The 25,282-nt window shown below is 40.1% G+C and carries 23 protein-coding genes; 7 read left to right on the top strand and 16 right to left on the bottom strand.

Annotated features, from left to right (window positions below):
* A partial coding sequence (locus L1077_RS07665) for a class I SAM-dependent methyltransferase (protein ID WP_237136299.1) occupies nucleotides 1-222 on the bottom strand: 222 nt, incomplete at its 3' end.
* A gap of 150 nt (nucleotides 223-372) precedes the next feature.
* On the opposite strand from L1077_RS07665, the gene L1077_RS07660 reads away from it, so the two are divergent.
* A complete protein-coding gene (locus L1077_RS07660) occupies nucleotides 373-1,653 on the top strand; it encodes a dicarboxylate/amino acid:cation symporter (protein ID WP_237136298.1) in 1,281 nt (426 codons plus the stop codon).
* Between the two features lie 31 nt (nucleotides 1,654-1,684).
* On the opposite strand, the gene L1077_RS07655 is transcribed toward L1077_RS07660, so the two are convergent.
* Together L1077_RS07655 and L1077_RS07650 are read right to left on the bottom strand one after the other, a co-directional pair.
* Entirely contained in the window at nucleotides 1,685-1,984 is a 300-nt protein-coding gene (locus tag L1077_RS07655; protein WP_237136297.1) for a DUF3088 family protein, read from the bottom strand.
* Between the two features lie 279 nt (nucleotides 1,985-2,263).
* Complete coding sequence (locus L1077_RS07650) at nucleotides 2,264-2,821, bottom strand: DoxX family protein (RefSeq protein WP_237136296.1); 558 nt, start codon at nucleotides 2,819-2,821, stop codon at nucleotides 2,264-2,266.
* 212 nt (nucleotides 2,822-3,033) lie between these two features.
* Here L1077_RS07650 and L1077_RS07645 point away from each other — a divergent pair, with 212 nt between their 5' ends.
* A complete protein-coding gene (locus tag L1077_RS07645) occupies nucleotides 3,034-3,522 on the top strand; it encodes a MarR family winged helix-turn-helix transcriptional regulator (protein ID WP_237136295.1) in 489 nt (162 codons plus the stop codon).
* Between the two features lie 31 nt (nucleotides 3,523-3,553).
* Nucleotides 3,554-4,522 (top strand): MBL fold metallo-hydrolase, encoded by a 969-nt coding sequence (locus L1077_RS07640; protein ID WP_237136294.1) that lies wholly within the window; start codon nucleotides 3,554-3,556, stop codon nucleotides 4,520-4,522.
* A 66-nt stretch (nucleotides 4,523-4,588) separates the two neighbouring features.
* On the opposite strand, the gene L1077_RS07635 is transcribed toward L1077_RS07640, so the two are convergent.
* From L1077_RS07635 to L1077_RS07585, 11 genes are all read right to left on the bottom strand, one after another.
* Nucleotides 4,589-5,524, bottom strand: a complete 936-nt coding sequence (locus L1077_RS07635; protein WP_237136293.1) for a biotin/lipoyl-containing protein — start codon at nucleotides 5,522-5,524, stop codon at nucleotides 4,589-4,591.
* Between the two features lie 256 nt (nucleotides 5,525-5,780).
* A complete protein-coding gene (locus L1077_RS07630; RefSeq protein ID WP_237136292.1) occupies nucleotides 5,781-11,909 on the bottom strand; it encodes a DNA repair ATPase in 6,129 nt (2,042 codons plus the stop codon).
* 89 nt (nucleotides 11,910-11,998) lie between these two features.
* A complete protein-coding gene (locus tag L1077_RS07625) occupies nucleotides 11,999-14,098 on the bottom strand; it encodes an SPFH domain-containing protein (protein ID WP_237136291.1) in 2,100 nt (699 codons plus the stop codon).
* A 144-nt stretch (nucleotides 14,099-14,242) separates the two neighbouring features.
* A complete protein-coding gene (locus L1077_RS07620; protein WP_237136290.1) occupies nucleotides 14,243-14,851 on the bottom strand; it encodes an OB-fold-containig protein in 609 nt (202 codons plus the stop codon).
* Between the two features lie 58 nt (nucleotides 14,852-14,909).
* Nucleotides 14,910-15,230, bottom strand: a complete 321-nt coding sequence (locus L1077_RS07615; protein WP_237136289.1) for a hypothetical protein — start codon at nucleotides 15,228-15,230, stop codon at nucleotides 14,910-14,912.
* A gap of 5 nt (nucleotides 15,231-15,235) precedes the next feature.
* Nucleotides 15,236-15,928 (bottom strand): PspA/IM30 family protein, encoded by a 693-nt coding sequence (locus L1077_RS07610; protein ID WP_237136288.1) that lies wholly within the window; start codon nucleotides 15,926-15,928, stop codon nucleotides 15,236-15,238.
* Nucleotides 15,929-15,943: 15 nt separating this feature from the next.
* A complete protein-coding gene (locus L1077_RS07605; protein WP_237136287.1) occupies nucleotides 15,944-16,354 on the bottom strand; it encodes a YjfI family protein in 411 nt (136 codons plus the stop codon).
* A gap of 371 nt (nucleotides 16,355-16,725) precedes the next feature.
* Nucleotides 16,726-17,310 carry a GNAT family N-acetyltransferase gene (locus tag L1077_RS07600; RefSeq protein ID WP_237136286.1) on the bottom strand — a complete coding sequence of 195 codons (585 nt, stop codon included), beginning with the start codon at nucleotides 17,308-17,310 and terminating at the stop codon, nucleotides 16,726-16,728.
* Between the two features lie 77 nt (nucleotides 17,311-17,387).
* A complete protein-coding gene (locus L1077_RS07595; protein WP_237136285.1) occupies nucleotides 17,388-18,134 on the bottom strand; it encodes a hypothetical protein in 747 nt (248 codons plus the stop codon).
* A 287-nt stretch (nucleotides 18,135-18,421) separates the two neighbouring features.
* The gene (locus L1077_RS07590; RefSeq protein WP_237136284.1) at nucleotides 18,422-18,661 is read right to left on the bottom strand and encodes a hypothetical protein; all 240 of its coding nucleotides are present in this window, start codon (nucleotides 18,659-18,661) and stop codon (nucleotides 18,422-18,424) included.
* Nucleotides 18,662-18,806: 145 nt separating this feature from the next.
* Entirely contained in the window at nucleotides 18,807-20,138 is a 1,332-nt protein-coding gene (locus tag L1077_RS07585; protein ID WP_237136283.1) for a M43 family zinc metalloprotease, read from the bottom strand.
* 441 nt (nucleotides 20,139-20,579) lie between these two features.
* On the opposite strand from L1077_RS07585, the gene L1077_RS07580 reads away from it, so the two are divergent.
* Nucleotides 20,580-20,891, top strand: a complete 312-nt coding sequence (locus L1077_RS07580) for a hypothetical protein (protein ID WP_237136282.1) — start codon at nucleotides 20,580-20,582, stop codon at nucleotides 20,889-20,891.
* 283 nt (nucleotides 20,892-21,174) lie between these two features.
* Nucleotides 21,175-21,573, top strand: a complete 399-nt coding sequence (locus L1077_RS07575; RefSeq protein ID WP_237136281.1) for a hypothetical protein — start codon at nucleotides 21,175-21,177, stop codon at nucleotides 21,571-21,573.
* Nucleotides 21,574-21,644: 71 nt separating this feature from the next.
* Here the strand turns inward: L1077_RS07575 and L1077_RS07570 are convergent, their stop codons facing one another.
* Complete coding sequence (locus tag L1077_RS07570) at nucleotides 21,645-22,091, bottom strand: DUF1353 domain-containing protein (RefSeq protein WP_237136280.1); 447 nt, start codon at nucleotides 22,089-22,091, stop codon at nucleotides 21,645-21,647.
* A 490-nt stretch (nucleotides 22,092-22,581) separates the two neighbouring features.
* On the opposite strand from L1077_RS07570, the gene L1077_RS07565 reads away from it, so the two are divergent.
* Both L1077_RS07565 and L1077_RS07560 read left to right on the top strand, forming a co-directional pair.
* Nucleotides 22,582-23,145 (top strand): hypothetical protein, encoded by a 564-nt coding sequence (locus L1077_RS07565; protein ID WP_237136279.1) that lies wholly within the window; start codon nucleotides 22,582-22,584, stop codon nucleotides 23,143-23,145.
* Between the two features lie 168 nt (nucleotides 23,146-23,313).
* Nucleotides 23,314-24,969: an alpha/beta hydrolase gene (locus tag L1077_RS07560; protein WP_237136278.1), complete on the top strand. Its 1,656-nt coding sequence runs from the start codon at nucleotides 23,314-23,316 to the stop codon at nucleotides 24,967-24,969.
* A 42-nt stretch (nucleotides 24,970-25,011) separates the two neighbouring features.
* On the opposite strand, the gene L1077_RS07555 is transcribed toward L1077_RS07560, so the two are convergent.
* Nucleotides 25,012-25,194 (bottom strand): hypothetical protein, encoded by a 183-nt coding sequence (locus L1077_RS07555; RefSeq protein ID WP_063360547.1) that lies wholly within the window; start codon nucleotides 25,192-25,194, stop codon nucleotides 25,012-25,014.
* Between the last annotated feature and the right edge of the window lie 88 nt (nucleotides 25,195-25,282).

Genomic DNA, 25,282 nt, shown 5'->3' with positions numbered 1-25,282 from the left:
GCAATCAGGTGCAAAATTATCAACACAGTATGATTGCGCTTGCTCTATTAATTGCGCATCAACATCCACACCAATAACATTGACTTTATATGCTTCTAAGATCTGATGTAAAAACTTTCCATTACCGCAACCGACTTCTAAAACATCAGAGGACGTGGGTAATTGCAAAAGTGACAGTAAATGTTGCTCTTTTATTTTCCCTAAAGGGCTATTGTATTCCATTAATATATTTACCTAATTTAGACACAACCAAAAGATAACATTAATCATTTAGAAAAATAAAGTAAAACTAAAGAAGGGTCAGTTGATGAGTATCAAACTATTACATTTTATAGATTGTTAAATTCGATATAAGATAAAATGGAGATTTAAATGATCGATTTAATCTATCGTACATTTTATAAAAAAGCACTTTGGAAACAAATTATACTAGCCTTAATTTTGGGCCTAATCGCAGGCTTAATACTCTCACCAAAAGGGTTCGGCTGGCTAAACGAGCAAAGCGCCCAGCACGTTGCACTATGGGTTGCTTTACCAGGTAAGTTATTTTTGGCCTTGATCCAAATGGTCGTTATTCCACTTGTCATGTCTTCGATTATTTTAGGTATTGCTGGCAATCAAGATACTGAATTTTTAAAAAGGGTTGGCCTACGGATCTTTCCTTATTTTGTGATAACAACCATCATCTCCGTCATTATAGGTGTAGTAATTGCAACAATTGTCACGCCGGGTGATTTTGTTGACGGTCAGCTTTTAAAAGACCTAGGAGTACAGACAATCGCACTGTCTACGACCGAGGTAAGCGCTTCAAGTATCCCCCAAAGAGTCGCAGCGATGATCCCAGCAAACTTTACGCAATCTACGCTCGACAAAGATATGTTTGCTGTCGTCTTATATTCAGGCTTTATTGGCATAGCCATGACCTCTTTAATTGCAAAGCAAAAAAGTTTACTACTCGATATCACAGGAGCAGTACAGTCGCTCTCTCTTAAAATCGTTAACTGGGCAATGAAACTAGCGCCTATGGCAGTATTTGGCTTGCTTTGTGATATCACCATAAGAATTGGCGTTGACGCACTTATTGGTGTTTCCGCATATGTCATGACAGTATTATTAGGTTTATTAATGCTGTTATGTGTCTATTTACTGTTGGTTTTTATCATAGGCAAAGTGCCACCATGGCAGTTTTTAACAACCATCAAAGATGCTCAACTTCTTGCATTTTCTACCTCAAGTTCCGCCGCTGTTATGCCATTATCTATGAAAATTGCAGCACAAAAGCTACAAGTAAAAAAACCAATTGCACAATTTATTATCCCCCTTGGCGCGACCATCAATATGGATGGGACTGCGCTATACCAAGTTATAGCAGCCCTATTTTTAGCTCAAGTATTTGGTGTAGAACTATCACACAGTCAAATCATACTTTTAATGCTAACTACGGTGGGTGCTTCAATTGGCTCCCCAAGTACACCTGGGGTAGGTATTGTCATACTCGCATCAGTATTGACCAGCTTTGGCATTCCGCCTTCTGGTATTGCGCTTATCTTAGGTGTAGATAGAATTTTAGATATGTGTAGAACAACGCTAAATGTCACAGGGGACCTCACAGCATGCCTGTTAATGAACCGATGGTTAAGTAAAGCAGTGTAGAAAGCATCTACACTTTAAAGCCCGATCACCTCTAAGGGTGTACAGATGCGCCGCCAAATTGCTCCGCAAGCGTATTAATGATCTCAATAGGGTCGGTAATGGTACGCTTATCCGGTTGTATTAACACGGGTAGCCATTGCTTATCTTCACCTAACAATTCCACCAGCATTTTGCGTGGCTTGGGAAAGTCAATTCGGTGCACTTCAATGTTATCTTCCCAGTGTGAATTAACAGATAGGGCACCTTCAATTAGTGCACAATGCGAACAAATCCACATCTTTCCCGGTCCATCCTCAAATGGCATTTTTAGCACGATCAATTGAGGTTTCATTTGCTACTCCATAACATTAAATAGTTGTAATTATTAAATATAATAACAAGTTCGTGCTTAAAGTTAACGTGAGAATAGAACAATGTGATTTAGCGAGTATTTATTGACTGAAATAAGCTTTTGTTGGCAAAAGTAAGTGGCCTACATAGCCACTTATAATTTGGCCTAAAACTCCATTTGTATAAATATACAAAATCTTAAAACATCTAGATACTAAGCTGAGTATATACAGTTTCTGCAGACTGCTATAAACCACTCTAAACCAGCCCACAAAACACGCTAATTCAATGCCAAAGTTCGTATACTAAGCCCTCTAATACACAAAAAATAAGCCCAAGAGATTAAAATGAGCTGTAACGGCCCTCTGATAAGCAAATAAATTGGTCCCCATTGATGACCACCCAAGCCTATGCTATTTATCGCGGCATAAACATTTGCAGGGAAGAAAGCGACAAACATCGCAATCGCAACTTTTGCAGCTAAGACCTGAAATTTTGGAATGAACAAGGCAATGCCAACAATAAGCTCAAGTAAGCCTGTCAAATACACCAAGGCTAATCGATATGGGACCCAAGGGGGAAGCATCTCCACCATTCCTTGCGCTTTTACAATATGCCCAATAAAAAAGAACAAATAAGCTAACCCCAAGCCCCAGCAGGCAAACTTTTTCACATCAACAACTCCGCCTTTTGAGCGAGCAATTATATGAGCAATGCAAAGCGGCATGATCAACAAAAATAAAATGATAATAGGGGTAACCATAGCTAACTCAATATATGTATGTGCTTGGTAACAGTTGACAACTTCAGGTATGCAAACCAAGCTTCTTGCATCCATGCGCCACGCTATTTAACTTGATGTATTTAATTGAAGTACTGTCTTTTTTTCAATCATTTTTTTGTAAAAAATACGTTTACATCACCATTTCAACTCATCCGACCACAAAGAAAATTACGTAAATATTTAAATCCGTCAATTTTATACAAGCGCTTGTATAAAATTACATACATGCTAATGTACAAGTACTTGTATAATTTTTAAGATATATCATGAGTGCATATTTAGAGAGCTTAGACCAAGCATTTCTCGCCCACTTTTGTCGACGTTTGTCAGACTTGATTAGCGAACAAGGCGCCGCCGCAATACATAGTTATGGCATTACCACACCCAGTACTGCTATATCCAGCATGTACTATATAGAGAAAAACAACGGCGCCACTGTCGCTGAACTAGCCGAAGCACTTTGTGTCACGCATCAGATGGCGACACAAAGAACTCATACCCTAGTTAAGCTTGAGCTGATTTGCCGAAAACCTAACCCGGAGGACAAGCGCGCAAAAACACTGCATTTAACCGAGCTTGGTAAAAAAGAAGTGATGCAGCTAAAACCTCTAACATCGAAGATGACAGAAATATTCACGGAACTCACTCAACAAATTGAATGTGATTTGCTGCAAAAAGTTCGAGAAGCTGAAAAAGCACTCATCGATACACCGCTTATGCAACGCCTCGAAGCGTTGGATAAATCCCAGCATTAAAACAAAAATCAAACTACATAAGGATGGCGATATGAGAGCTTATATTTCTTTATTTCTTATACTTTTAAGTGGTTGTTCAATTCATACAGAACAAACCTTAAACACGCATTCAATGAACGAAGCATCATCGCCAAACACCGTGCTCACAAAACTAAAATGGCACCATGGAGCTCAAAATTGCGAGACATCCCAATTGGCTGCCAATGATATCTATCAACATGATGCAAGCACTTATATTATTAGACAAAGCAAATGCTTAACATATGAAGCCCCATTTATATATGTCTTGGCAGGCCAACAAACTATATTAGTGTTAGACACTGGCGCAGCGGGTGAGGGTACTGCGTATAATTTGTATCAAACACTTGAGACTTTGTTAGGTAAGAAACAGCTTTCAGAAAAAGTATTACTCGTCATCCACTCGCACGGGCACAGCGATCACTACCAAGGTGATTGGGCTTTCGAAAACCGAGCGAATTCAACACTTATCAAACCATCAAAGGCGGCGTTACAAGCCTACTTTAAATTTGAAAAGTGGCCTGATGGGCAAGCTACAATCGACCTTGGTGAAAGAGAGTTAACCATTATGCCTACACCAGGCCACCAAGAAGAAAGCCTAAGTATTTATGATCCGCAAAATAAATGGCTATTGACTGGCGATACACTTTACCCCGGATATATCTATGTTAAGGACTGGAGTGCATATAAATACAGCATCAATAAGTTGAGTCAATTCGCAAAAAACAACCCAGTAAGCGCAATATTAGGCGCCCATATAGAAATGAAAAATGTGCCAAAACAATATTACCCTATTGGCTCAACGTACCAGCCCAATGAAGCACCGCTGGATTTAAGTGTAGAGAAACTTCACGCTCTCAATAGCGTATTAAAAGCAAATGAATCACCCACTGAGCTGATATTCGATAGCTTTATCATTAAGCCGATGAACTTTTTCCAAAGGACGCTCAGTAATATAGCTAGGTGGTTTCAGGCCCAGTAATATGGCTAAGAAAAAAGCCATGGCTATTTATTAATAGCCATGGCCTCTACACACTATTAAAGCAGGTCAATACAAATAAGAAAATAATGCAAATAACCCCGTAGCAAAGAGCATCCCGCACAAAAAGGGCTTGACGCTCGATGGCGCGTGTGGAGTATTCGTAGTAACTTCTGTATCAGTGCATGCTTGAGCAGTACGCTCCTCATTCAAAATATCAGGCTGTTCTGATCTTTCCTGTGGTATTAAGTCTTTGGCCGTTTCTTCAAAGCTCGCCTGTTCAGGGTTATTTAATTGGGTATCAAGCTCAGCCTGTAAATTAGTTTCTGCGCAAATTTCTTCAATTGACCGTGACTTGAGTTCGTGTTGAGGCACCGTGGTCCCCTGCTGTTTTTGCACTTGTTCCGCTGTTGTATCAATGGTTTTTTTAGGCTCTTGATACATGGTCACTAATAATTCGCCTGAACAAATCGCATCGTTCGGCATTTTATTAAACTTGCAAATAACCCCACGGTGTTTGGCATAAATATCAAACACCTCATCGTCTGTTTCAATATCACAAAGCAGGTCTCCTTGCTCAACAGCACTCCCTTCTTTGACGTAAATATTCAGAAAATTACGATCTAACTCAGGTAAATCTGGGGCTACAATATCGATATTGCCTTGTTCTTTTAAAGCATGTGCAACAACACATTCCTGATCAGAACTAAATGGTATTGCCACATCACTACTTTGCAGCTCTTCTTTTTCGTCAGTCGATAGCTCAGTGGACGGGGTGATAGACATAAGCGCTGCATATTCTTTTTTATAGTCCCCTTCTTTGGTAAATATTTTTTCAACGACTCCGTCAACATATGCTGCCAATTCAAAAATAACTTTATCTGTTTCAACACTGCACAACGAGTCGCCAGATTTAACTTGTTGGCCTGCTTCTACGAACACTTTACCAATGTGGGCTTTTTCATTGTCTGATGATAAAATCGGCACTCTTACTTTAAGCGTCATGATATCCCTATCTCCTTCTGATAAAAACTAATACATTGTTCTCTTTTTTACCCATTTTACGGATGAAAAAGCAAATAAAAACAATACAAAAGAATTAAATAAAAGACTATCATCCAATAGTTGTATGGATACTAAATTTGGTTTGGGTGTTCTGAAAAAAAGATTCGGTAAAGTAAACGAATCGTAGCTACAAGCAGAGGCAATAAAGGTTAAAAAAGCCGATGACAGACGGCATCGGCTTTTCATTGTTCATACGCTAAAGCATATAAGGGTTTTCACTGCTTTGTGTAGCCCCTTGGGCCTGCGCTGGTAGTCGTTCAATACGTGCTAGGCGTTCCAAAATCACATCAACTTTACGACCAAGCTCCGGATCTAGGGTATTTGATTGCTCAGCCTGTTGCATCAGCGAAGGTAATGCAGTGTTGACCAACTCACTTAGCGCAAGTGCCACTTCATCACTGGGTGTCGCTTGCTGTGCACTCGCCACCTGCTCTCGCAGCTGGGCAACTAGTTGTTCTAACACTGAGCTATGAACTTGCGTTTGTCTACTTAGGTCATCATGATTTTGTTGCATGCTCCCTGACGCACTTGAAAGTTGCTCTGCCATTTGGTGCTGGCTCGACTCAAGCGCCTCTTTTAACGCCACCCCTAATGTATCTTGGCCTTGTAAAAAGTCGCGGCTGAGCCCAGATAAAGCAGGTGCTATATCCGTCTTTTCAGCAATCACCTTTAACGCGTCACTTTGCTGCAACAATAGATCGGTCTGACGTTGGTGATCTGAAACAAGATTTTGCGCTTCTAGTACCTTCGCCATATGATCTAGTTTGCTCGAAACACACTCTACTAAAGCCTGCTGATGCTCTTTAGATTGCTCTACCAGCGATTCTTTCAGCTCGTTTTGAGCAGTAAATGCACTACGTACTTTTGCAAGTTCGTCGGCTAACTTTGCAAGTTCTGCGCCTTGGTTTGCCATTACTTCACTGTGTTTTGAAGCACTTTGCTCTGCACTGCTAATCTGACTGTCTCGCTGACGCTCAATTGCACGGGTGACTTGTTGCAACTGTGCCGACAATGCCTCTGTTAAAGCATGTTGTGAAGCGAGTTTATTGTCAGCTCGTTGCGCATCAAGCTGTGCTTGATCTGAAGAGCGTTGTGACTGGGTATTTAATGCCCCAGTGAGTTGTTCCAATGCATCATTAACTTTACTCACCAATGTGTCAGTCGTATTCGCGCCTTGATGCGCCAACTGTTCACTGTGCACTTGATTTTGCTGATGTTGTTTAGTCAAAAGTTCAATTAGCTGTTCAAATGATGCTGAAAGTGGCGACTGCTGTGCACTTTGCTCAATCACTTTTGCTACCGACTGTATACTGGCATTAGTATCTTGTGCACTGATCGCTTGATTAAGCGATTCTAACAAAGCGGAGTAATTATGACTTAACTGCTCTTTGTCCAGCTTTGTTGCAATGCTGGTGAGTGACTCATTAAGCTCGCCGAGTTGCTCAACAGCAAGTAATACAGGGCTGCCTGCATCATTGGCTCGGTTAAGCAGCGCGTAATCATCTAAGATCTGTTGCCAACGCGCTCTTGTCTGTTCATCCAACGTACCGCGCAGCTCAGCAAGTTTAAGGAGGTTTTCCTCGCTGCCTTTACTGAGTGTTTGTGCCTCACCACGGTAATGGTCTTGAATGAGGTTTTCTAACTCCTCATCATTCATTGCCGCCACAACCTTTTCGGCCATCTTGTTCATGTTTCGATAACTGCCTTGGAGCTTAAACGGCGGCTCAATTCGATAATCATCGTCTTGCGCAGCGGAGGCAATATACTGTGCATTCACCTTTAAAACCGTATTTCTTATCTGGATCAGCTTTTGTAACACAGACACAATTTCATTTGCTTGTGCCTGAGAATAGTTATGCTCCAACTCATTCAAAGAAATGTCTTCGCCTTGCGCAATACGCACCAATTTATACAAGTCCTGCATATTACGGTTGGCAAGTGGCGCAAGCACTGCATTTGAGGTGAGTGCATTTTCGATGAAGCTCATTGCAAACTCTTGCTCACAACCCGATAAAGTGTCACCTAAGTTGTAGATATCGGCACGGTTAGCCAACATATCAGGAATTTTAAAGCTCTCGCCAGATTCTGTGTAAGGGTTACCCGCCATCACAACGGCAAACTTTTTCCCACGTAGATCATAGGTTTTACTGCGGCCATTCCATACTCCGTCAATACGCCTAGAGCCATCACAGAGTGAAATGAATTTCTGTAAGAATTCAGGGTTGGTATGCTGAATATCATCCAAATAGAGCATGACGTTGTTGCCCATTTCAAAGCTCTGGTTGATTTTTTCTATCTCTTTTGCTGCCGTTGCATTAATCGCTTGGCCAGGGTCGAGTGAAACCTGATCATGACCAATTGAAGGACAATTCACTTTGACAAAGGTTAAGCCAAGTCGATTCGCAACATATTCAATCAGCGTTGTTTTACCGTAACCCGGTGGCGAAATAAGTAACAACATCCCCATTAAATCGGTACGTTTATTATTGCCTGATGCACCAATTTGCTTCGCGAGATTATCACCAATGATTGGGAAGTAAACTTTATCAATCAGCTGGTTACGAACAAACGAACTCAATGGTCTGGGCTTAAATTCATCGAGCTGCAAGCGCTCCTTTTGCTCAACCAAAATATCAGATTTAAGTTCATGATAATGACTAAAGCCACGAACATGTTCAGCCAAGTATAGCTCTGTGCGCGCAAAAAACTCAGAGTAATCAAGTGTTAATACTTGCTCCTCGATACGAATATGTTGCCCAAGAAGCCCATTCACTTGATTAGAGACAGCCACATCTTGCGCGGTGAACTTTGCCATTTTTAGATGCTGTAATAGCACCATATTAGCCGCCTCAATCAGGTTATCGCTACTTACTTCTGTATCATGCTGTTGTCCATATGCATTGAGCCAGCTAGTTGCCATAATGGCTTTGTCTTGTAAATGTTCTAGCGTCTGCAGCGTATCTTGTAGTGAACTTGCAAACCCTTTGCTTCTGGCGACACTGTTAAATTGCTCTGCTAATTTTTTGACCGTATGAGAGGTCGAAAACACAAGCTCTTTTTTACTTTGCGCCAGTTCTTTAATTAAATATTCAGCACTTAACTGCCCAGACAAAGTCGATGTGTAGCCCAGATAACGGTTTAACTCATTGTGTGCAAATTGCGTGATCACCTCGCCAAGTTCAGTGGCTAGCTGTACTTTAAATCGCGCATCCCCTAACAAGGTCTCCATCAACTCAGCTTGTTTAGACTGCTCGCGCCACTTGATTAACTGCTTATCATCACATTGACTTGCATACAACTGCGCGACAACTCGCGCGGATGTAGGGTATATCAATAAGCCTAACGCCTGCTTTTGGGCCAGCAAGTTTTGTAATATCAAGGTTGCATCATGGTCATGAATGCCCTTTTCATAACCTTCTTGGTATCTAGGCTCAGCAAATTTTTGCACTAATGTGAGCAGTGTGTCCTCACCTATCGCCGCATTTAACTCATCAAGCGTCAGTACATAAGTCGGGTCCGTAGCCGCTGTCAGCACTTGCGCAGCTAAAAACTCTCCACGATATATGTCGTTATTTTCAGAGACTAAATTCTGCTGCCAGTAAGGACGATAAGCCAGCAAGGTCTCACGAATACTTTTCTCCCCAATCGGCTCAAAATACTCAGTGCCAGTCAGGTGAAACATCAAGTCTTCATCACGAGGCAGTAGAGTCAGATCAAGTTGCTGCTTATTGACACCAAAGTGGTGCTTGCCAATTTTGACTGAATTGCCACCATCGCTGTATATATCCTGCTTATCACGCAAAGAGCGGATCCCCTGATCTTTAGCGGCTTTTAGCTTGGCTTGAATATCATCCGCTTTGATCTCATCACCTAGCTCTTTAAGCTCTTGCGTCAAACTGCGTAACTTGCTGATCATAGGATCAGAAGCAAAGTAGCTGTTGATTTCATCAATATCAGTGAAATTTTGTGAGCGCCTAGTTACTCCCTGTAAAATACGCTCAGCGGCATTGGCTAAATTCAGTGCTCTACGCTGCCTTTCATCTATCAGCTGCTGTTTATGGGCTTCGAAGCTTTCATAAACATCATCGCGTTTGGCCATGATCTCAGCAAGATACTCGTCATATTCACTGAATTGAGATTCCAACTCTTCTAACTGAATTAACAAGCGAGAGAGCTGCTCATCACATTGCTCTGGGGTACGTGCATTGTTCAAACTGCTGGTAATACTTTGGCTAAACAGTTTAAAACGCGCCGCGAATTCGGCTTTTGCTTCTACGCTGCCAAGGCTTTTTCGACGAATTTCAATGCTGGCTTTTGCACGATTAACTAGACCGTAAACACCGCTAACATCTTCAAGGATCTGGGTTCTAACACGGCTGTCATCGATTTCTAAATCAAGCATGGTGTGATTGAGTAAATCAAGTTCATCACCCAATGCATCTAATTCATCTAAAAAACCATTAAGCTCGGTAACACTCTCACTTTTCTCACTCAAGCCGGTCAGTTCAGCCAACTTGTCATGATACGGGGCTAAGGCCGCCTCTTTTTGTAAAAATTGTGCCGTCGATTTACTTATCTCTAAAGTCAGCTCATCTAGGCGTGTTTGCAGTGCTTGCAAAGCGGTAACATCTATATATTTTACCTCCTCCAAGCTAATAATTTTTCCCTTAAGCAGTTTTAGGGCTTCAAGACCTGTGACAAACTCAGTGGCCAGCTTAAAGCTATCAGGGCGAATATCCTTCGTCGTCGCCTTATATTCTTGCTCAATATCTGCCAATGCTTTTTTGGCGGTTTCCTGTATTTGGCTGATCTTCTCAAACTCATCCAAAACCTGCTCAGAGGTTTCAAATATCTCATGCAATTGGGTATTGAGCGGATCAAAATCAGGCTCTGTCAGCCAGTGATATCTATCTAAGATACTGCGTGTTAACGAAATCAGGCTTTCATAGTGAGAAACATTGGGGTTTTGCTCACTGATGGCCTTGCAGACACTGTATAGATCTGAAATACCACGCACCAAGTCTGGATTACCAATTTTACCCAGCATGCTGCTTGGTGTAGGCGCATTGGCCGCAAATTCAACAGAGCAAAATGGACTGTCCCAAACCTGAATTGGATGAACGCGCTCAGCTTCTTCTTTTTCGGCTTTAAAGGTGATGGTTAAACCATCTTCATACACACCATAGCCATGACAATAGATTGGGTTTTGTAGATTTTTCTCGATCAGATTATAAGCAAATAGTGCGTAGCGCCCTTCGCTTGGCTCATAAAAGACATATAATACATCTTCGCCGTTGGGCGATTTTATCTGTTTATGAAATTCTAAGTTTTCAATGTGATCTTCAAACGAGCGAGTTTGTCCTGATTGTAAATAGTAACCACCTGGGAAAATAATACCGTGATCATCAGGAAGCTGTACGCACGCATCAGAAATCGCATCTTGGCGGATAACTTTTTCAGTTACACAGTTAAAAATATAATAGCGCCAGATTTTTTCCCGATAAGGCAATACCTTAAGTAAGATGATTTCGCCAAGTTTGGCATATTCAACCTCACAGTCTGCCAGAGATTGATTTTTATCATCAACTGGCTCAGCATAAATTCCTTCGCCACTTTCAGTGTTGTTCTCAATTTTAATGGTGAGATCGCCACCGACTGTTTCAACAAAGACGGTATCCAGAATATTGATGTGTGGATGGCGGCCCTCTTCATGATCACTGCGGTCAGTTTTGACCCACTCAAAATCATAATCCTGATCTGTATTTAAATCTCGTTCGCCACGGTTATCTATGTAATCGAGTGTATTATCAGCTGCGATTTCCCAGCGAAATACGCGTACATCAGTGAGTTTGTCACCGATTTTAAATAGCGCAAAAAGCTTTCCGTTTTGCTGAAACAAATGCTGTAGCCAGGTTTCTTTGTAGTAAGTATATAATTCGTCAAAATCTCTTAAAAAGCGTTTATCTGTGAGAAATTTCGTCTCATTTGGATAAGCTTCTACTTCATAATGGTCATCTTGCTGAACCAGTTTTTGAACGCTAAAGACATCGCCTACTTGAGTATTCTTTTTCATTCCTAAGAATACGTTATAGGCAAAAATAAGTTTGTCACCGATGAGTACGATATCGCGTGGTATGCAATTGTGCTCTGTTCTTACTCTCGCTCGCCCTTTGACTTTAATCTCGGTGCTACCAAATGTATCAATACGATTTTTATTGAGTGAGTCAATGTCTGTGCGTAGCTGAGCGCCAGAGTTGCTCAAACGACGCTTGATCAAATCATAAGAGCCTTGCTCCAGCGCGGCATTATTTGCAGAGTCAGTCATAGTCTACTGTCCTGTTGTACACGGAAGGTAAATAGAAAGGTAAGAGCATGCGTATTAACATGCTCTTTTTAAGTCATGTCACTCAGCGCTTAGCTTTGTTCGTTCGACTCAACTTGCTTCGCACTGCCATTTAGCGTGCTACCAAGTAGCGCCAAAAGCTGCTGCTTTTCTGCATCACTACTATTACCTAACTGACTAAAAAACTTGCTCATAGCCACGTTTTTCATTGTCTCTGACGAGGCATTCGCACCGCTTAATACGCCTTTTAGATCATCCATGATATTTCTCTCGCCATTCAAATGATCTTTAAACAGCGTTTGAACCGTATCACTCTCACCGACTAAGCCATCAATCGACTTACCCAACGTGATTGCCTTCATGAACTGATCAAAGAACTGACCATCGCCACCCATGATGTTGATATCTGCACTGCCTAGCGTTTTTGAAAGTACTTCTGACTGATGTGCGGCAATGTCTTTTTCTGCATCCAACTTAGCAAGTGTCAGCTCTTTTTGCTGATTTAGCTGTAAAGTAAAGCCTTCATAATCTCTTGCCGACTGATCCATCGCATTGAGCGCTTGCAACTTCTCTTCAAGACCTTTCGCTTCGGCTGACATGCGACGCTCAAGTGTCAGTGCCTCTGCTTCACCTTGTTTCTCAATTGCTTCAGCCATGGCTGATTGAACTTCCGCATCGGCAAAACCAATATCACGTTTACCTTGTGCTTCCGCCGTTAATTTTTGCTGCAATACTTGTGCTTCCGCTTCGCCTTGCTGTGCATTAGCTTCAGCTTTCGCTTTGATCACTTCCGCTTCGGCTAAGCCTGCCGCCGCTTTTTCTGCTCGCTCAGCTTCAGCCAGTACTTTTTTCGACTCAGCAGTCTGGTTTGCAATACGTAGCTCAGCTTCAGCCATCTTTTCAAGCTCTCTCGCTTTAAATTCTGACGCCTGCTCTTGCGCTTTAGCCGCTTCAATGTCTTTAACAAGCGCTTCTTCTGCCTCTGCTTTGGCTTTGATCACTATGGCTTCTTTTTCACGCTCCGCTGCCGCTAATGTCTGAACATCTTTGATGCGCTCTTGCTCTTCTGCTACCGTTTTATCAACTGCGACTCTGTCACGAACCACTTCCGCGATTTCTTTGCGTTCAACCTCAAGTGCTTTTTCTTTGTTAATACGCATGATCTCCGTTTCTTTCTCACGCTCAATCACTTCAATCTCACGAGAACGCGCCACTTTTTCTTCTTCAATAGCAAGTACACGCAGACGGTTTTGCTCTGCAATATCTATTTCACGCTGCTTATTTTGCTCTGCAATTTCAATCGCTTCATCGGCTTTTAAACGTGCATCTTCAGACTTCATGCGCTCTTCTTGCATCACACGCTCAGCTTCAGCTTCCTCTCTGGCGCGTACCGTTGCAATTTCACGTTGCTGCTTGGCTTTAGCATCTTCTTTTTGTCGCTCAATTTCTAATGACTTTTCAAGCGCAGCTTGGTTTTGGATGTCTATCTGTGCTCGCTCGTCACACTTTAGTTGATTGGTTTGAACATTTTGCTCAGCGGTTTTTTCAGTGATTCGACGGATCCCTTCTGCATCCAAGATGTTGTTTTCATCTAATTTATGAATAGACGTTTGTTCGAGATAATCTATCGCAACATCTTCCAATGTATAACCAGATAAGTCCTGGCCAATCACCTCTTTGATTGCATCTCTAAACTGATTGCGATGGGTAAATAGCTCCTCAAAGTTCATTTGCTTGCCCACTGTTTTCAGTGCTTCGGAGAACTTAGCTTCAAATAGCTCTTGTAGGGTCTCAGGCTGCGAGGCGCGGGCACAGCCAACTTGCTTGGCAACACGCAAAATGTCCTGCTTGTTTTCATTCACGCGAATATAAAAGGTAATGGCAATATCTGCACGAATGTTATCTTTACAGATCAAGCCGCTGTTTTCTCGACGTTCTAATACCATGCGTTTGGTTGAGATATCCATCACTTCCATTTTATGGATAACTGGGTAAACAATTCCTCCTGTTGTTGTGACATCCGGCTCATTCTTCATTTTGTTAATAATAAGCGCATGTCCTTGATCCACTTTCCGATAAAACTTCCCGACGATTAAAATAATCGCAAAAATAACGGCGATCACCACGCCTACGATTGTTAAAATTGGTCCTAGATTATCTAAAAATTCCATGTGTATTCCTAAATGTTTTAATTATTCCAATCCTTGGCTAACTCTCGTTTTCACATCTACTAACCAAGGTATAAGTTCACTATGAGCCATCATGGCTATTACTAAAGAAATTCGATGTTAATGGTTAATGTTATTGATTTGCTATTACCAGGGTTTTTCGACCACTAAATAGCTATTTTTATTCGCATCATGCTCAATCAAAAAGCCTGTATCTCCAAGAGCAAAAAGCCCTTCTTCATCAGCTCTGACTTCAATCAGCTGTTCTGTACCTTGAAATTGCACTTTTGCTTGGCCAAATTGAGAGGTCACTTTACTCGTCGCTATCACACATTCGAGCCCAATAAAGTCATTTTTGGATGCAGCCTCTTTGCTATCAAAAAATCGACGAAGCGGTTTGATAAGGATGGCAGTTAGAGGAATAGACAAAACAAAGCAGCCAAGCATCATGGCAGCACCGAGCAAATAAAACATCACGCCATCGCCCAATGCGTATGCAAATAACTGATGGGCATAAAAGCTTGCCACCCAGCTAATCAGTACGACAAAACTAATCGAAATGGTCAGTGGAACACCGCCAAACCCCATCTGTAAAAAGGAATCACCACCGCCATCGACATCAAGCTCTACATCCCCTTCTAACATATCAATATCAGCAAAGCCGAGCAGTGCAATCAGCCAAAAAACCATGACGATAAGCAATAATGTGGTGAATACCACGGTAGGAAACGTAAAAATAGTATTGAGAAAGTCCATAATCGTATTAATTCCTATGAGTTAAGGGCTATCAAACCACACATACTCTTTTATTGTGCTATTTACTGTCCTTCACATGTTGGATCAGCAAGTCTGCAACTTTTTGCTTTACCATGCGCTTATCTCCATCTGAGATCCCAAAACGCTGCGCCAAAAGTATAATTTCATCATCACTTAAATTAAAACTGAGCCTTTGACGCGTCTTTTTGGATTTTATTTCTAATCCCAAGATACGTCGTATCATGTCAGAAGGAGTCAGTTCCTCATCTATCGCGCTTTTTTTAATAAACTTTTGTACTTCAGAGCTTAAGTCAAAAGCAAGTTGGGTCGCTCTAACCGCCTTTTCTTGCTTTTGCCAAGTTTGCTTATTGTCACTCATCAATATTACTTATTTTGCTTTGCGCGAATACGAGCGAGCACATCTGCGCCTTTTGTCACCTCTTCGCCGATGCCTGCTGCACGCATTTTGTCATGCAGCGCTTTGTCGCTATTTTCTTCCGCTAGCTGCTGCGCAGCATCAAGTTGATCTTGCTTATCCATTTGACGTTGCTTAATACGCTCTAATGACTGCTTAGCCGACGCCATCGAAGAGTCGCCAGAGGCCATGGTGTCGTTTACTGCCATTGTTGCTTTTTGCACACTTTCAGTAGTTTTCACCATGCTCAATTGACGTTGGTTTTCAACTATGGTCTTTTCTGCTTGTTTAATTTGCTCCTTAAGCTTACTCACACTGGTGGTGAATGTATTAAGCACTTGTTGCTGCTCTGTTTTTTCTTGCTCAAAATGCGCTATCTTTTCTGCAATCTCAAGTGCTAAAGCCTCTTCGTCTTTATCTAAGGCTTGCGCAGCATAAGTTTCATGTTTGGCGATGTCTTCATCCAAAGATTTTATGGCTCGTGTCGTTTGGATCTCTTTTGCCATCACTTCAGTGAGACTGCGCTTGGCATCACTCAATGCAGCTTGTGCATCCCTGATCTCTTGTTCAAAAATACGGATCGCATTGGCATCAACTATCCCTTCGCCAACTTCATTGACCCCACCTTTAACCGCAGTAAATAGTTTTTTTAAAATACTCATGGCTAATACTCCTTATTATTCGCTTAGGTAGTCACTAATTGCTTCTAGCGCATCAATTGAATTTGCAGATAAAGTGACTATTTCGTGGCCCAGCTGATCTAACGTTGAATTAGTAGATAGTGCACCAAAAATTGCATATTTATCATCAATTTTGGCGAATGCACTCAATGGCATTGGCACGTTCAGACGCAGTAACGTATCGTTTAGTTCCGCTTGTTTGTCTGCATTGATCTCTTGTTCAGTGAACAAATAACAGATACAAAGAATTTGCTCATCTGTGCGGGTGACAAAAATGGGAAGTTCGTCATTACCATCAACTATTACTTGTAAGACTTCCTGCCCAACATTGTTGATGAAAAAAGATTCGAAACTAGCACCTTCAGTTTCATACTGAGAGAGTTTAATTGAAAGCTCATTTAATTCCATGTAACAGATTCCTTATGTCAAAACAGCGTTTATTTTTTAGATAAAAGCCAGACTGTTTGTATGAGTTACATTCTTAGACTTGCATGATATGACATATTATGTCAACTTTATATTTGAAATAAATGCAAATATTATCGTTTATTTTTAAATCTAAAAACGCAAAATACAATACTTTATCATTAAAACAACTTGGCTATTTATAACAGTAATCTCAGCTGAGGTAAAATTAACATATTTATATATAACAGTAGGTTGGGAATAAAGAGAAGAGGATGATGAAATTAAATGAAAAAAGTGCACAAAGAGACTTTATGCACATTGAGCAGCACCTGTGAACAGGAAAAAATAACTTTTGACAGGTATCAAAACGCTCAGTATTTATTTAATTTTGCTCTTAGATTATTTTTCACAGCTGGCCATTCATGTGACAATATCGAATAAATCGCAGTGTCTCTTAGTGAACCATCAGGCATAACTTGGTGACTGCGCAAAATACCATCCAATTTAGCGCCAAGGCGTTCAATCGCAGTACGAGAGGCTTGATTAAAAAAATGAGTCTTGAACTCAAGTGACAATGCACCTTTCGTATCAAAAAGATAGGACATAAGTAAATACTTACATTCGGTATTAATTCCCGTTCTTCTGACTGAGTCAGAATACCATGTATAACCGATTGACGCCCGTCGATGCTGTTCTTTTACATCATAAAAGCGCGTTGTTCCAACCACTTTGCCATCTTGTTTAGTTTTGACTACAAAAGCCATTTCCCCACGCGCGAGCCCTTTTATGGCTTTTTCCACATACTCTTGCATGTCTTGAGGGGCAGGTACTGATGCGTACCAAAGCTGCCAGCTTGTGCCATCACTGACAGCATCTCTTAACTCTTCACAATGCGATAATAACAAAGGTTCTAATACAACTAAGTCCCCTTCAAGTGCATCACTTGATAACCACATACTACGACTCCTTTACTAGAACAATTTGAGGAAATTATAAGGCATTAATAAATTAAAAATTTAATATGTAAATTAAGTTAATCGATACGAATGATCTTCCTCTCAATGTGTTTATGCAAAGAAGAGTCCCAAGATTGGTAAACAAATTCATAATAAGCGAGTTGATCGGCACTATCCAATTCATGGCTGACATATTGTAAGCCTGTGCTTTGATATACTTTATCACCGTGAATAGCACTCCATCCATCTGCTACCAAGGCATCAAAATCATCCATCTCAGACTTTCCAAGTATTCTTTTTATATCTAGCGTTGAATACTTGTTCCCTATCGCCAACTTTTCACGCCTCACTAACTTCAGCCTGTTAATATTTTGCTCTAAAACTTGTTCTTTGCTAGCTTCTAAGTGCATGTTATCTAATTCACAAAGCTGGATCACAGAAAAGTCTCGTATGATGTGAGATTGAAGTAATTGGAAAATATCTTCAACGGTTTGCCCTGTACCTTTAGTGACATCGCTTAACACATTAAGCAACCGCTCATCAGGCATATTCTTTTGCGATATATAGATGCCATAATCTGGATCGTTAAAAACGATAAATTCAAATTTGGTGCATTTTTCAATGGGTGATAAATTAATATCGCAGCTTGGATACAAGCTCGCTGCTAAAAACTCCTCAAATCCCTGCATAAAGGTCATTAAAAAATTATCAGCCTCGAGTGGTTTGACTGCAATAATATAATTAGACTGCACAAAAGAGCTGTTTTCATTTAAGTTCTTAGCTGACTGGTTTTTGAAATGAATACTGTATTGACTATCATGCATTATAGCGCCTTACCCTTTATGCTAAGCGTTCATTTCCATCTTTACACAATCGTTTCACAATACCGCACAACATATAAATAAAGTACGTTGCCCCTATCGATAACAATGGATAAGTGCTTAAAGCAGATATATGACGCTTTGTAGTTTTTGTTTAGATATTAATCTAAAGCCAAATACCTATAATGTAAACAAAAAGTTTACATGATAGGCATCGTATTTATATCAGAATATAAAAGGTCAAGCAGTAAACATCTGCTTAAAGGTAGGTAGGTGGTGAAAATACTTTATCAATTTAACAATGCAAAACGCATATTAAATACGCCCTCTGTTACCTCTTCTATTTCGATAGAAGCTGAATGTCGATATAAGTTAAGCTGAGTTAACAACTTGGTACGGTCTTCTTTAGAAGTAACATTCTCATCTAAAAGTAGAGTTGCATTAATATAGTGCTTGTTCGATCCATCTAAATCACGAGTCTCTGAATCCCGATCTTCATATTTTATTTGGTCTATTAGTTTATGTTCCATAGCACATCTTTGTTGTAGTTATCTAACGATAATAACTATATAAAAGTCCTTGTATTCCAACTATTACAAAGTATTACACGATAGATAAGATTAGTCTACTACTCAACATGCCACTGCAGACTAACCTTAAAACACCAAGAAATATCTAGTTATTGGCTTGATTATTAATATAAAGCGCTTTTAAGGGCCCTGTTTTAATCCACTTTTCCATAACTTGATACTGGCTAATAGAAAACATTTTTTGGTCTTTGTCGTCTGTTTCTGCATTCATAAAATTCATCGCCAAATCACTATTCTTACACTGTGTCGTTGGCAGCCCATCACAAGTCAAATGACGATGGGTGTTTTCATCAGTAGGCACGCCATGTGTGTGACCAATCAATCCAAATAAATGACCCAACTCATGAGTGAACGTTTTCCCTTCATCAAATCTAGGCTCACGAGGAGGAATTACGCCAAACACAGAATCCGCCACTACAACGCCGATTAATCTATCTTCAACAAACCCAGGGATATTCGCCCTTCCGAGTAAGCCTAACGTCCCTTCAAGGTCTCTCGCATATCCAACCCACACATTAATATATTGATCATTTGGCCAAGCATCGATACCGCCTTTTTCAGCTTTCGCATATTCATTGCCAAGCGTAATGACACTTAACTGAGCTGTTTTTCGGTTTATCCCCGAATGTGGATTACCATCAGGATCATGGGAGGCTAAATAAAGTTGTATGCCTGTATCTGCAATATACGGTGCAAATTCTTCCTCTATTGTCTCAAGATCATCACTATTTAAGGCTCTGAAATGTCGGTTTGTTGCCTCAATTTGAGAATATATTTGTTCATCACTTATCTGCACATATTCATTTTCGATTACATGAACAACTACCGGTAAGCGTATGCGCTCGATCCCCTCTTCAGGCAGAGGAAAACGACCGCTGAAATTTACATTCACAGTACAGTCAGCACTTATATTGCCTGTTGTGTATTGTTGCTCGTTTAACATACCACCACAGCCAGTTACTGACTCTATAACATGGTCGCTATTAGGGTGGATATTAATCTTGGCTTTTTCACCATATGACACTTGATAACTGGGGCTATCTATCCAACCGCCAAGTGACGTAGTTACATTAACCGTATATTGAAAAGCCTTAAACTTCACTTCAATCGTACAATTTTTTTCTGGATTGCTGACGGTAAATTTTTCCCCTTCCACTGTCCCATCACACCCAGAAACACTCTCCAGTTCAAAGCCTGGATTTATCCCGATTAAAAAAGTTTTTTCTGAATTTTCGGCCATTTCAAAGGAATCAGGCGTAATAGAGCCCCCCTCACTTAAAGAAGTAGAAACCATATAGCTGTTTTGTTCTGGCGGAATTGTAACTGGAGATTCAGGGGATTCTGAGTCACTGGACCCGCCACACCCCAACAATATAGCGGACGTTATTCCGATCAGATAAGTTCTTATGTGAGGCATCAATATTTTCCTTAAATTAAAAATGCTATGTAACTACACTAACGAAAGTTAATGATGTGCTCCAGCTTAAATTTGTTATTTATTGTTACAAAAAATCTCAATAAAGTTAACATAAAAAGCGAAGCATATCACTCTTTTAGTGCCTAATTTATCTATGCTGCCTGTCTAACTCCTAGACATTGTGAACTAACCCCATATTGAAACGATTGGGTCTGCAATATTAAAAAAACCATCTCGTTTTATACGCATTAAACTTAATACAATGACTTAAAATACCAGTACTAAAGCCAATCGTTATATTTTTCTTTTAATTACAAAACATTACTTAAAGAAACCCTAAACATCACTGAATAATAAAAAGCTTGAAAAAATAAAAATCAAGAATAAAATACCCAAAACCTAGAGCTTTAGCTCTATCAAATAAGTAATTAAGGATGAATAATGAAAAAACTAATTACCAGTATATTGGCACTATGTGCTCTGAATGTGTCTGCAAACTCTGATGAAATAAACGTTAAGCTACTGTCAAATAAAATAAAAATTGTTGCATTTGGTAAAAGCGGTTGGGATCCGCAATGGAGAGAACCAACATGCAGCATCACAAAAACGGATAAAGATGAGTATGGACAAGCATATCTAACCAGTCGTTATGATATGTGTATTTGTCAAAACAGCATACAAGCAAGGTATTTAGTGGAAGATACACAGGATAACCCAAAAGACGAATTAGTGATTTGCTACGTCAATAATTAATCATCGTAACTTAGACCAAGTCCCAACCTTGGTCTAAGTCATCATGAATCCAATTCAACCTACCCAGTAATTTTATGAAGCCTAAACTTAAACCTCAACATGAATCAATTTAAAGCACACATAAACGAAAAGCGTAACAAAAGCATTTAGTTAGGCTTTATTAATTTTTTATTCCAAATAATAAAGAAAAATGCGACATAAATTACCCGAAAAAACTCATTAATGTTATAATATTGCAAAATAAACAATATTAAAGTCATATTTTTCATTTATAGGTAGTTCAATGTCACTATTTCAGTTAGAAACCTACATCAAATACAGTAAATTTGTCGCTCTGGCCGCGATTTTAATCAGTATCATCGCCTGGACCGTCGAGCTAACTGGCATTGTGTATGTTTGTCCATATTGTAGAGCACAGCGCACAGTTATTGGTATTTTAGGCTTACTCTTAATACTTCCTTCCGCTTCGCATTGGATTTCTAAATACATTGCACTTGTAATTGGTTTTTTTGGTGCCGTAGTCGCGGCAAATCAACACTTCATGGGATGGAAATCTATCTCAGCAGGTAAGTTTAACTTTCATGAACACATCGCAATGGACCCATTTTTATTATCCGGTTTTGCAATGACTGGTATTATCGGTTTAATCTTCTTGAACTTAAAAAAAACCAAAGCACAGTAGAAGCCAGCTTAATTAACATTCTAAATATCCTCTACGTGGTAAACATACTCATGGTGTTACCACGTAGCAACTTACAAGCCATATACACTAGGGCTTCTCCCATCTTCACGGATCCTAGCTTCAAGCTCTTGTTTGTATACAAGATCATCATCATTATTGCGCCAATAACTTGCACCAAATTTTTCGACAGCAAATTTCATGATTAAAGCAGTAGAAGTGCGGACACCTGACGCACATAACATTGTGTAAAACAAATTATCGGCGTCAGAGCGACTAACTTCATGGGTATGATAAAGCCAATCATGCACTAATGCAGCCTGCATATACCTTGGGTTGAAAGGTGTACCTACCAAATAATAAGCCGCCATAGGGATGCTTGCACCATCGTATTGAAAAAATCGTGGTACCCAACGCACATTTCTATTTATCTCGTAAGAGAAATCCTCAACCAACTCATAAGCATTTTTTAGTTTATTTGAATGAGAATTTAAAACAGGTTTGATATTTAGTGTACTCATATAAGCTATTCATATTTTCTACAATGGCAATACTATAGAGTTATGAGATGTCAGTATTATGGCAGTAAAGAAGGCTTCAATAACTATGGATTTAATTGAAAAGAAAAACTATGGCAACCCCTAAAAGGAGTTGCCATAGTGGCTAAGTAACGCTATCCCTTGTTATTTTTATTAGACGGGACACAAGCTCTTTTGTTACAGAAAGCTCGCTAAATAGGGGTTATAATTTTTATTGTTGTTTCCCTAAAATCGTTTTCACTTAAGCCTCAACGGGGACCTATATTAGGTATTTAGGACATGCTATGTCAATGTTAAAACCACTTTAAATTGAGTTAAACAGGATATTATTAATTTATTTATTTAACCCAAACTTTTATACAAATGATTTCTACTCGCGCATTCTGTTATTTCGCTTAGGCGGGCACAGACTGTCCTCCGAAACAGATTGTAAACGAGTAATATTTATAAAAAACATAGGGCTAAATGAAATATGACTCAACAAACAAACCACGTATATCGGTGCGTACATCCGATTATAGATACAACAGACCCAGTACCATTATGGTGCACAGTCTCTTCATTTTTACAATATAAAGCGCTTATTGATCCAGAGGATAGAGTCTGGCAAGTTGAATTAGATCCCTGCAGCCATCAAAATGCCCGCCTACACAGCTTGCAAATAGCGCCAGCAGTTAATTTTGTAGATAGGAGCAATCCTCAGGCCCCACATTCATTGAGTTTGGAGTTAGTGATGCAAGATCCAAACTGGGAATTTGTAGATATTATTTTTCCACCTACTTCATCTGTCATACCAGTAGAATTAGCCAGTGAAACGGATTCAACTCAACCAAGGGTTTTAGTTGGTGTTAATGTGACCAACAAACAAAAAGCTTTAATCAACTATACAATTGAAGCCGGCCACTCGCTGAAAGACCTCTCTTTACGCGCCAATATTTTTAAGTTTTTCATCCGAGGAAAAAACCTCTCTACAGGTTACTTTCATACAACCGATGGACCGAATACGTTTGAATTAGATGCAATGAATCACCCTTGAGAAGCATCTTGCCTTCAAATAAAATAGCTTTGTGTGCTTGAAACGATCGGCTTAAAACTAAATAAATTTTACCAAACCGTTATTTTTACAAAAAACAAACATTTTATATATGTGAAGTGTGATTTTCAGCCAGTTGGTAAGTCACGTAAATCGTCGAAAAGGATCCACATGTATAAGATAAAATTAGCACTATTCGGTTTAGCTGTTTTAAGCAGTTCGCACGCTTCATTTGCAGAAGCTAATAAATCAGAGTTCAACCGCTACGTTAACTTTAATTGGGGCGACTGCCCCTCTACGTTTAAAACACCAGACAATCGTAACCTCTGCTCTTTCGCGAAAGTACCTGTTAACTGGGACAAGCCAGACAGTGAGCAGATAGATATCATGGTTTCAAAATACCCTGCCAAAAGTACGGCTCCAAAAGGTCAAATTTGGTTTTTGCAAGGAGGACCTGGTTATTCTGCCAGCTTTTACGCCACGCACTACAACACGACGCTTGCACAATACACACAAGATTATGATTTATATATTTTAGAACATCGCGGCGTTGGCTGGTCAACACATTTATCTTGCCCAAACCAATTTCAAGGAGATTATTTACAGTATCAAAAAGCATGCTATAACGAACTCTATAACCAGTGGGGAGACAATTTATTTCATTTTAATACCACAGGTGCCGCTCACGATTTAGCTTACGCCATAGATAAAAGCAGGACGACAAACTGGCTACCAACCTATGTCTATGGCGCGTCGTACGGAACACTTTGGGCACAGCGTTTTACACAAGTTGCCCCTCAGGGAGCGCAAGCAATTGTGTTGGACTCAATTGTGCCATCAAAAGGGTTCAGCTTAGATTTATGGGATGAAAATGCCAACTATATCTTCAACGGGCTTGCCCAATATTGTGATAATGATCCACTATGCCGTAGCAAGATTGGAACCAATTCAGAAACAACAATAAAGCAACTATTAAACAGGGTCTACTCAAAGGCTCACTGTAGTGAAACAAAGTTTAATCGAGATTCCTTGCAAGCGCTTTCAACCTTACTCATGATGCGGTCGGTAGAAGGCGCATTAATGCCAACATATTATAGATTGGCACGCTGTAACCAAGATGATGTTATTGCACTTAATAACTTACACCAGTATATTTTTGAAGGCGTTGGGCGCAAGCTCATGGCCATTGAGCCTGATCATCCGCGTAATTTTTCTCAAGTTCTTTCCAGCCTCATAACACATAATGAAATTAGCTATGAGCCAAGGACCCTCTCAGAGCGACTTGAATATTGCCAAGACGCAGTTGCATGTATACCTAGGAACCTGCTTTATAGCCGCTATATCCAAAAAGATGTATGGGGTAATAAATACAGTAACCAATTTGTGTATGCTGATGTTCAACATTATATACCTACCCTAGTCTTAAATGGCGATTTGGACTTACAGACACCACATAGCTATGCGCATGAGTTTAAACGTACTTTTACCAACATAAACCAACGATATATTGAATTTCCCGAGATACCACACGCAGTGATCTTTGAATCTCCAGCAAATACGGCCAGTGGTAATAACTGTGGAGTCGACGTGATGCAAAGCTTTTTAAATAACATTTGGCAGCAGCCAAAGACAGACTGCATTGCTAACCTCGAAGGATTGAACTTCAATCTATCAACGATCGAAAGCCAAGTTTTGTTTGGTACTGATGATGCTTACGACGGCAGTGCAACACCTATGTCCTTAGAAACACTGGAAAGCTTAAAAGCTAAAAACCCAGTGCAATTTGACAAGCATAGAGATACTTTTATGCGCCTCGCTTATTTTTAAGTAAACAACGAAGAAGACGCCAAAATGGTGTCTTCATATATGTTAGCAGCGTCGTGAGCCGCAAGCCCTGCATGTCTCTGTCGCGACACACCCTTTATTTGTTCTATCACAATCGATGTCTGTATAGTAATAACGGCCACCCGCAATTTTGGGTGTATTTTGCTGCATCAATGTATTTAGCTGACTCAGTTCTTTGAAGTTTCTTTTTAGTAATTTGAGTTTCATTATTAACTTTCCTTTTAGTTTGTTTTTTAGCCACAACAACCGTATCAAAATATTCATAATGCCACAACAAAGCCGTAGCCCTGTTATT

The sequence above is a fragment of the Pseudoalteromonas luteoviolacea genome (genome assembly GCF_021654285.1).
Lineage (GTDB): Bacteria > Pseudomonadota > Gammaproteobacteria > Enterobacterales > Alteromonadaceae > Pseudoalteromonas > Pseudoalteromonas luteoviolacea_J.
The sequence above is the reverse complement of the archived record's forward strand: the minus strand, read 5'-3'. Positions and strand labels throughout refer to the sequence as shown.

Bases quoted from the DNA above. Each gene is read 5' to 3' on its own strand.
- L1077_RS07660 (WP_237136298.1), top strand. From the start codon at position 373: ATGATCGATTTAATCTATCGTACATTTTATAAAAAAGCACTTTGGAAA.
- L1077_RS07655 (WP_237136297.1), bottom strand. From the start codon at position 1,984: ATGAAACCTCAATTGATCGTGCTAAAAATGCCATTTGAGGATGGACCG.
- L1077_RS07650 (WP_237136296.1), bottom strand. From the start codon at position 2,821: ATGGATGCAAGAAGCTTGGTTTGCATACCTGAAGTTGTCAACTGTTAC.
- L1077_RS07645 (WP_237136295.1), top strand. From the start codon at position 3,034: ATGAGTGCATATTTAGAGAGCTTAGACCAAGCATTTCTCGCCCACTTT.
- L1077_RS07640 (WP_237136294.1), top strand. From the start codon at position 3,554: ATGAGAGCTTATATTTCTTTATTTCTTATACTTTTAAGTGGTTGTTCA.
- L1077_RS07635 (WP_237136293.1), bottom strand. From the start codon at position 5,524: ATGACGCTTAAAGTAAGAGTGCCGATTTTATCATCAGACAATGAAAAA.
- L1077_RS07630 (WP_237136292.1), bottom strand. From the start codon at position 11,909: ATGACTGACTCTGCAAATAATGCCGCGCTGGAGCAAGGCTCTTATGAT.
- L1077_RS07625 (WP_237136291.1), bottom strand. From the start codon at position 14,098: ATGGAATTTTTAGATAATCTAGGACCAATTTTAACAATCGTAGGCGTG.
- L1077_RS07620 (WP_237136290.1), bottom strand. From the start codon at position 14,851: ATGGACTTTCTCAATACTATTTTTACGTTTCCTACCGTGGTATTCACC.
- L1077_RS07615 (WP_237136289.1), bottom strand. From the start codon at position 15,230: ATGAGTGACAATAAGCAAACTTGGCAAAAGCAAGAAAAGGCGGTTAGA.
- L1077_RS07610 (WP_237136288.1), bottom strand. From the start codon at position 15,928: ATGAGTATTTTAAAAAAACTATTTACTGCGGTTAAAGGTGGGGTCAAT.
- L1077_RS07605 (WP_237136287.1), bottom strand. From the start codon at position 16,354: ATGGAATTAAATGAGCTTTCAATTAAACTCTCTCAGTATGAAACTGAA.
- L1077_RS07600 (WP_237136286.1), bottom strand. From the start codon at position 17,310: ATGTGGTTATCAAGTGATGCACTTGAAGGGGACTTAGTTGTATTAGAA.
- L1077_RS07595 (WP_237136285.1), bottom strand. From the start codon at position 18,134: ATGCATGATAGTCAATACAGTATTCATTTCAAAAACCAGTCAGCTAAG.
- L1077_RS07590 (WP_237136284.1), bottom strand. From the start codon at position 18,661: ATGGAACATAAACTAATAGACCAAATAAAATATGAAGATCGGGATTCA.
- L1077_RS07585 (WP_237136283.1), bottom strand. From the start codon at position 20,138: ATGCCTCACATAAGAACTTATCTGATCGGAATAACGTCCGCTATATTG.
- L1077_RS07580 (WP_237136282.1), top strand. From the start codon at position 20,580: ATGAAAAAACTAATTACCAGTATATTGGCACTATGTGCTCTGAATGTG.
- L1077_RS07575 (WP_237136281.1), top strand. From the start codon at position 21,175: ATGTCACTATTTCAGTTAGAAACCTACATCAAATACAGTAAATTTGTC.
- L1077_RS07570 (WP_237136280.1), bottom strand. From the start codon at position 22,091: ATGAGTACACTAAATATCAAACCTGTTTTAAATTCTCATTCAAATAAA.
- L1077_RS07565 (WP_237136279.1), top strand. From the start codon at position 22,582: ATGACTCAACAAACAAACCACGTATATCGGTGCGTACATCCGATTATA.
- L1077_RS07560 (WP_237136278.1), top strand. From the start codon at position 23,314: ATGTATAAGATAAAATTAGCACTATTCGGTTTAGCTGTTTTAAGCAGT.
- L1077_RS07555 (WP_063360547.1), bottom strand. From the start codon at position 25,194: ATGAAACTCAAATTACTAAAAAGAAACTTCAAAGAACTGAGTCAGCTA.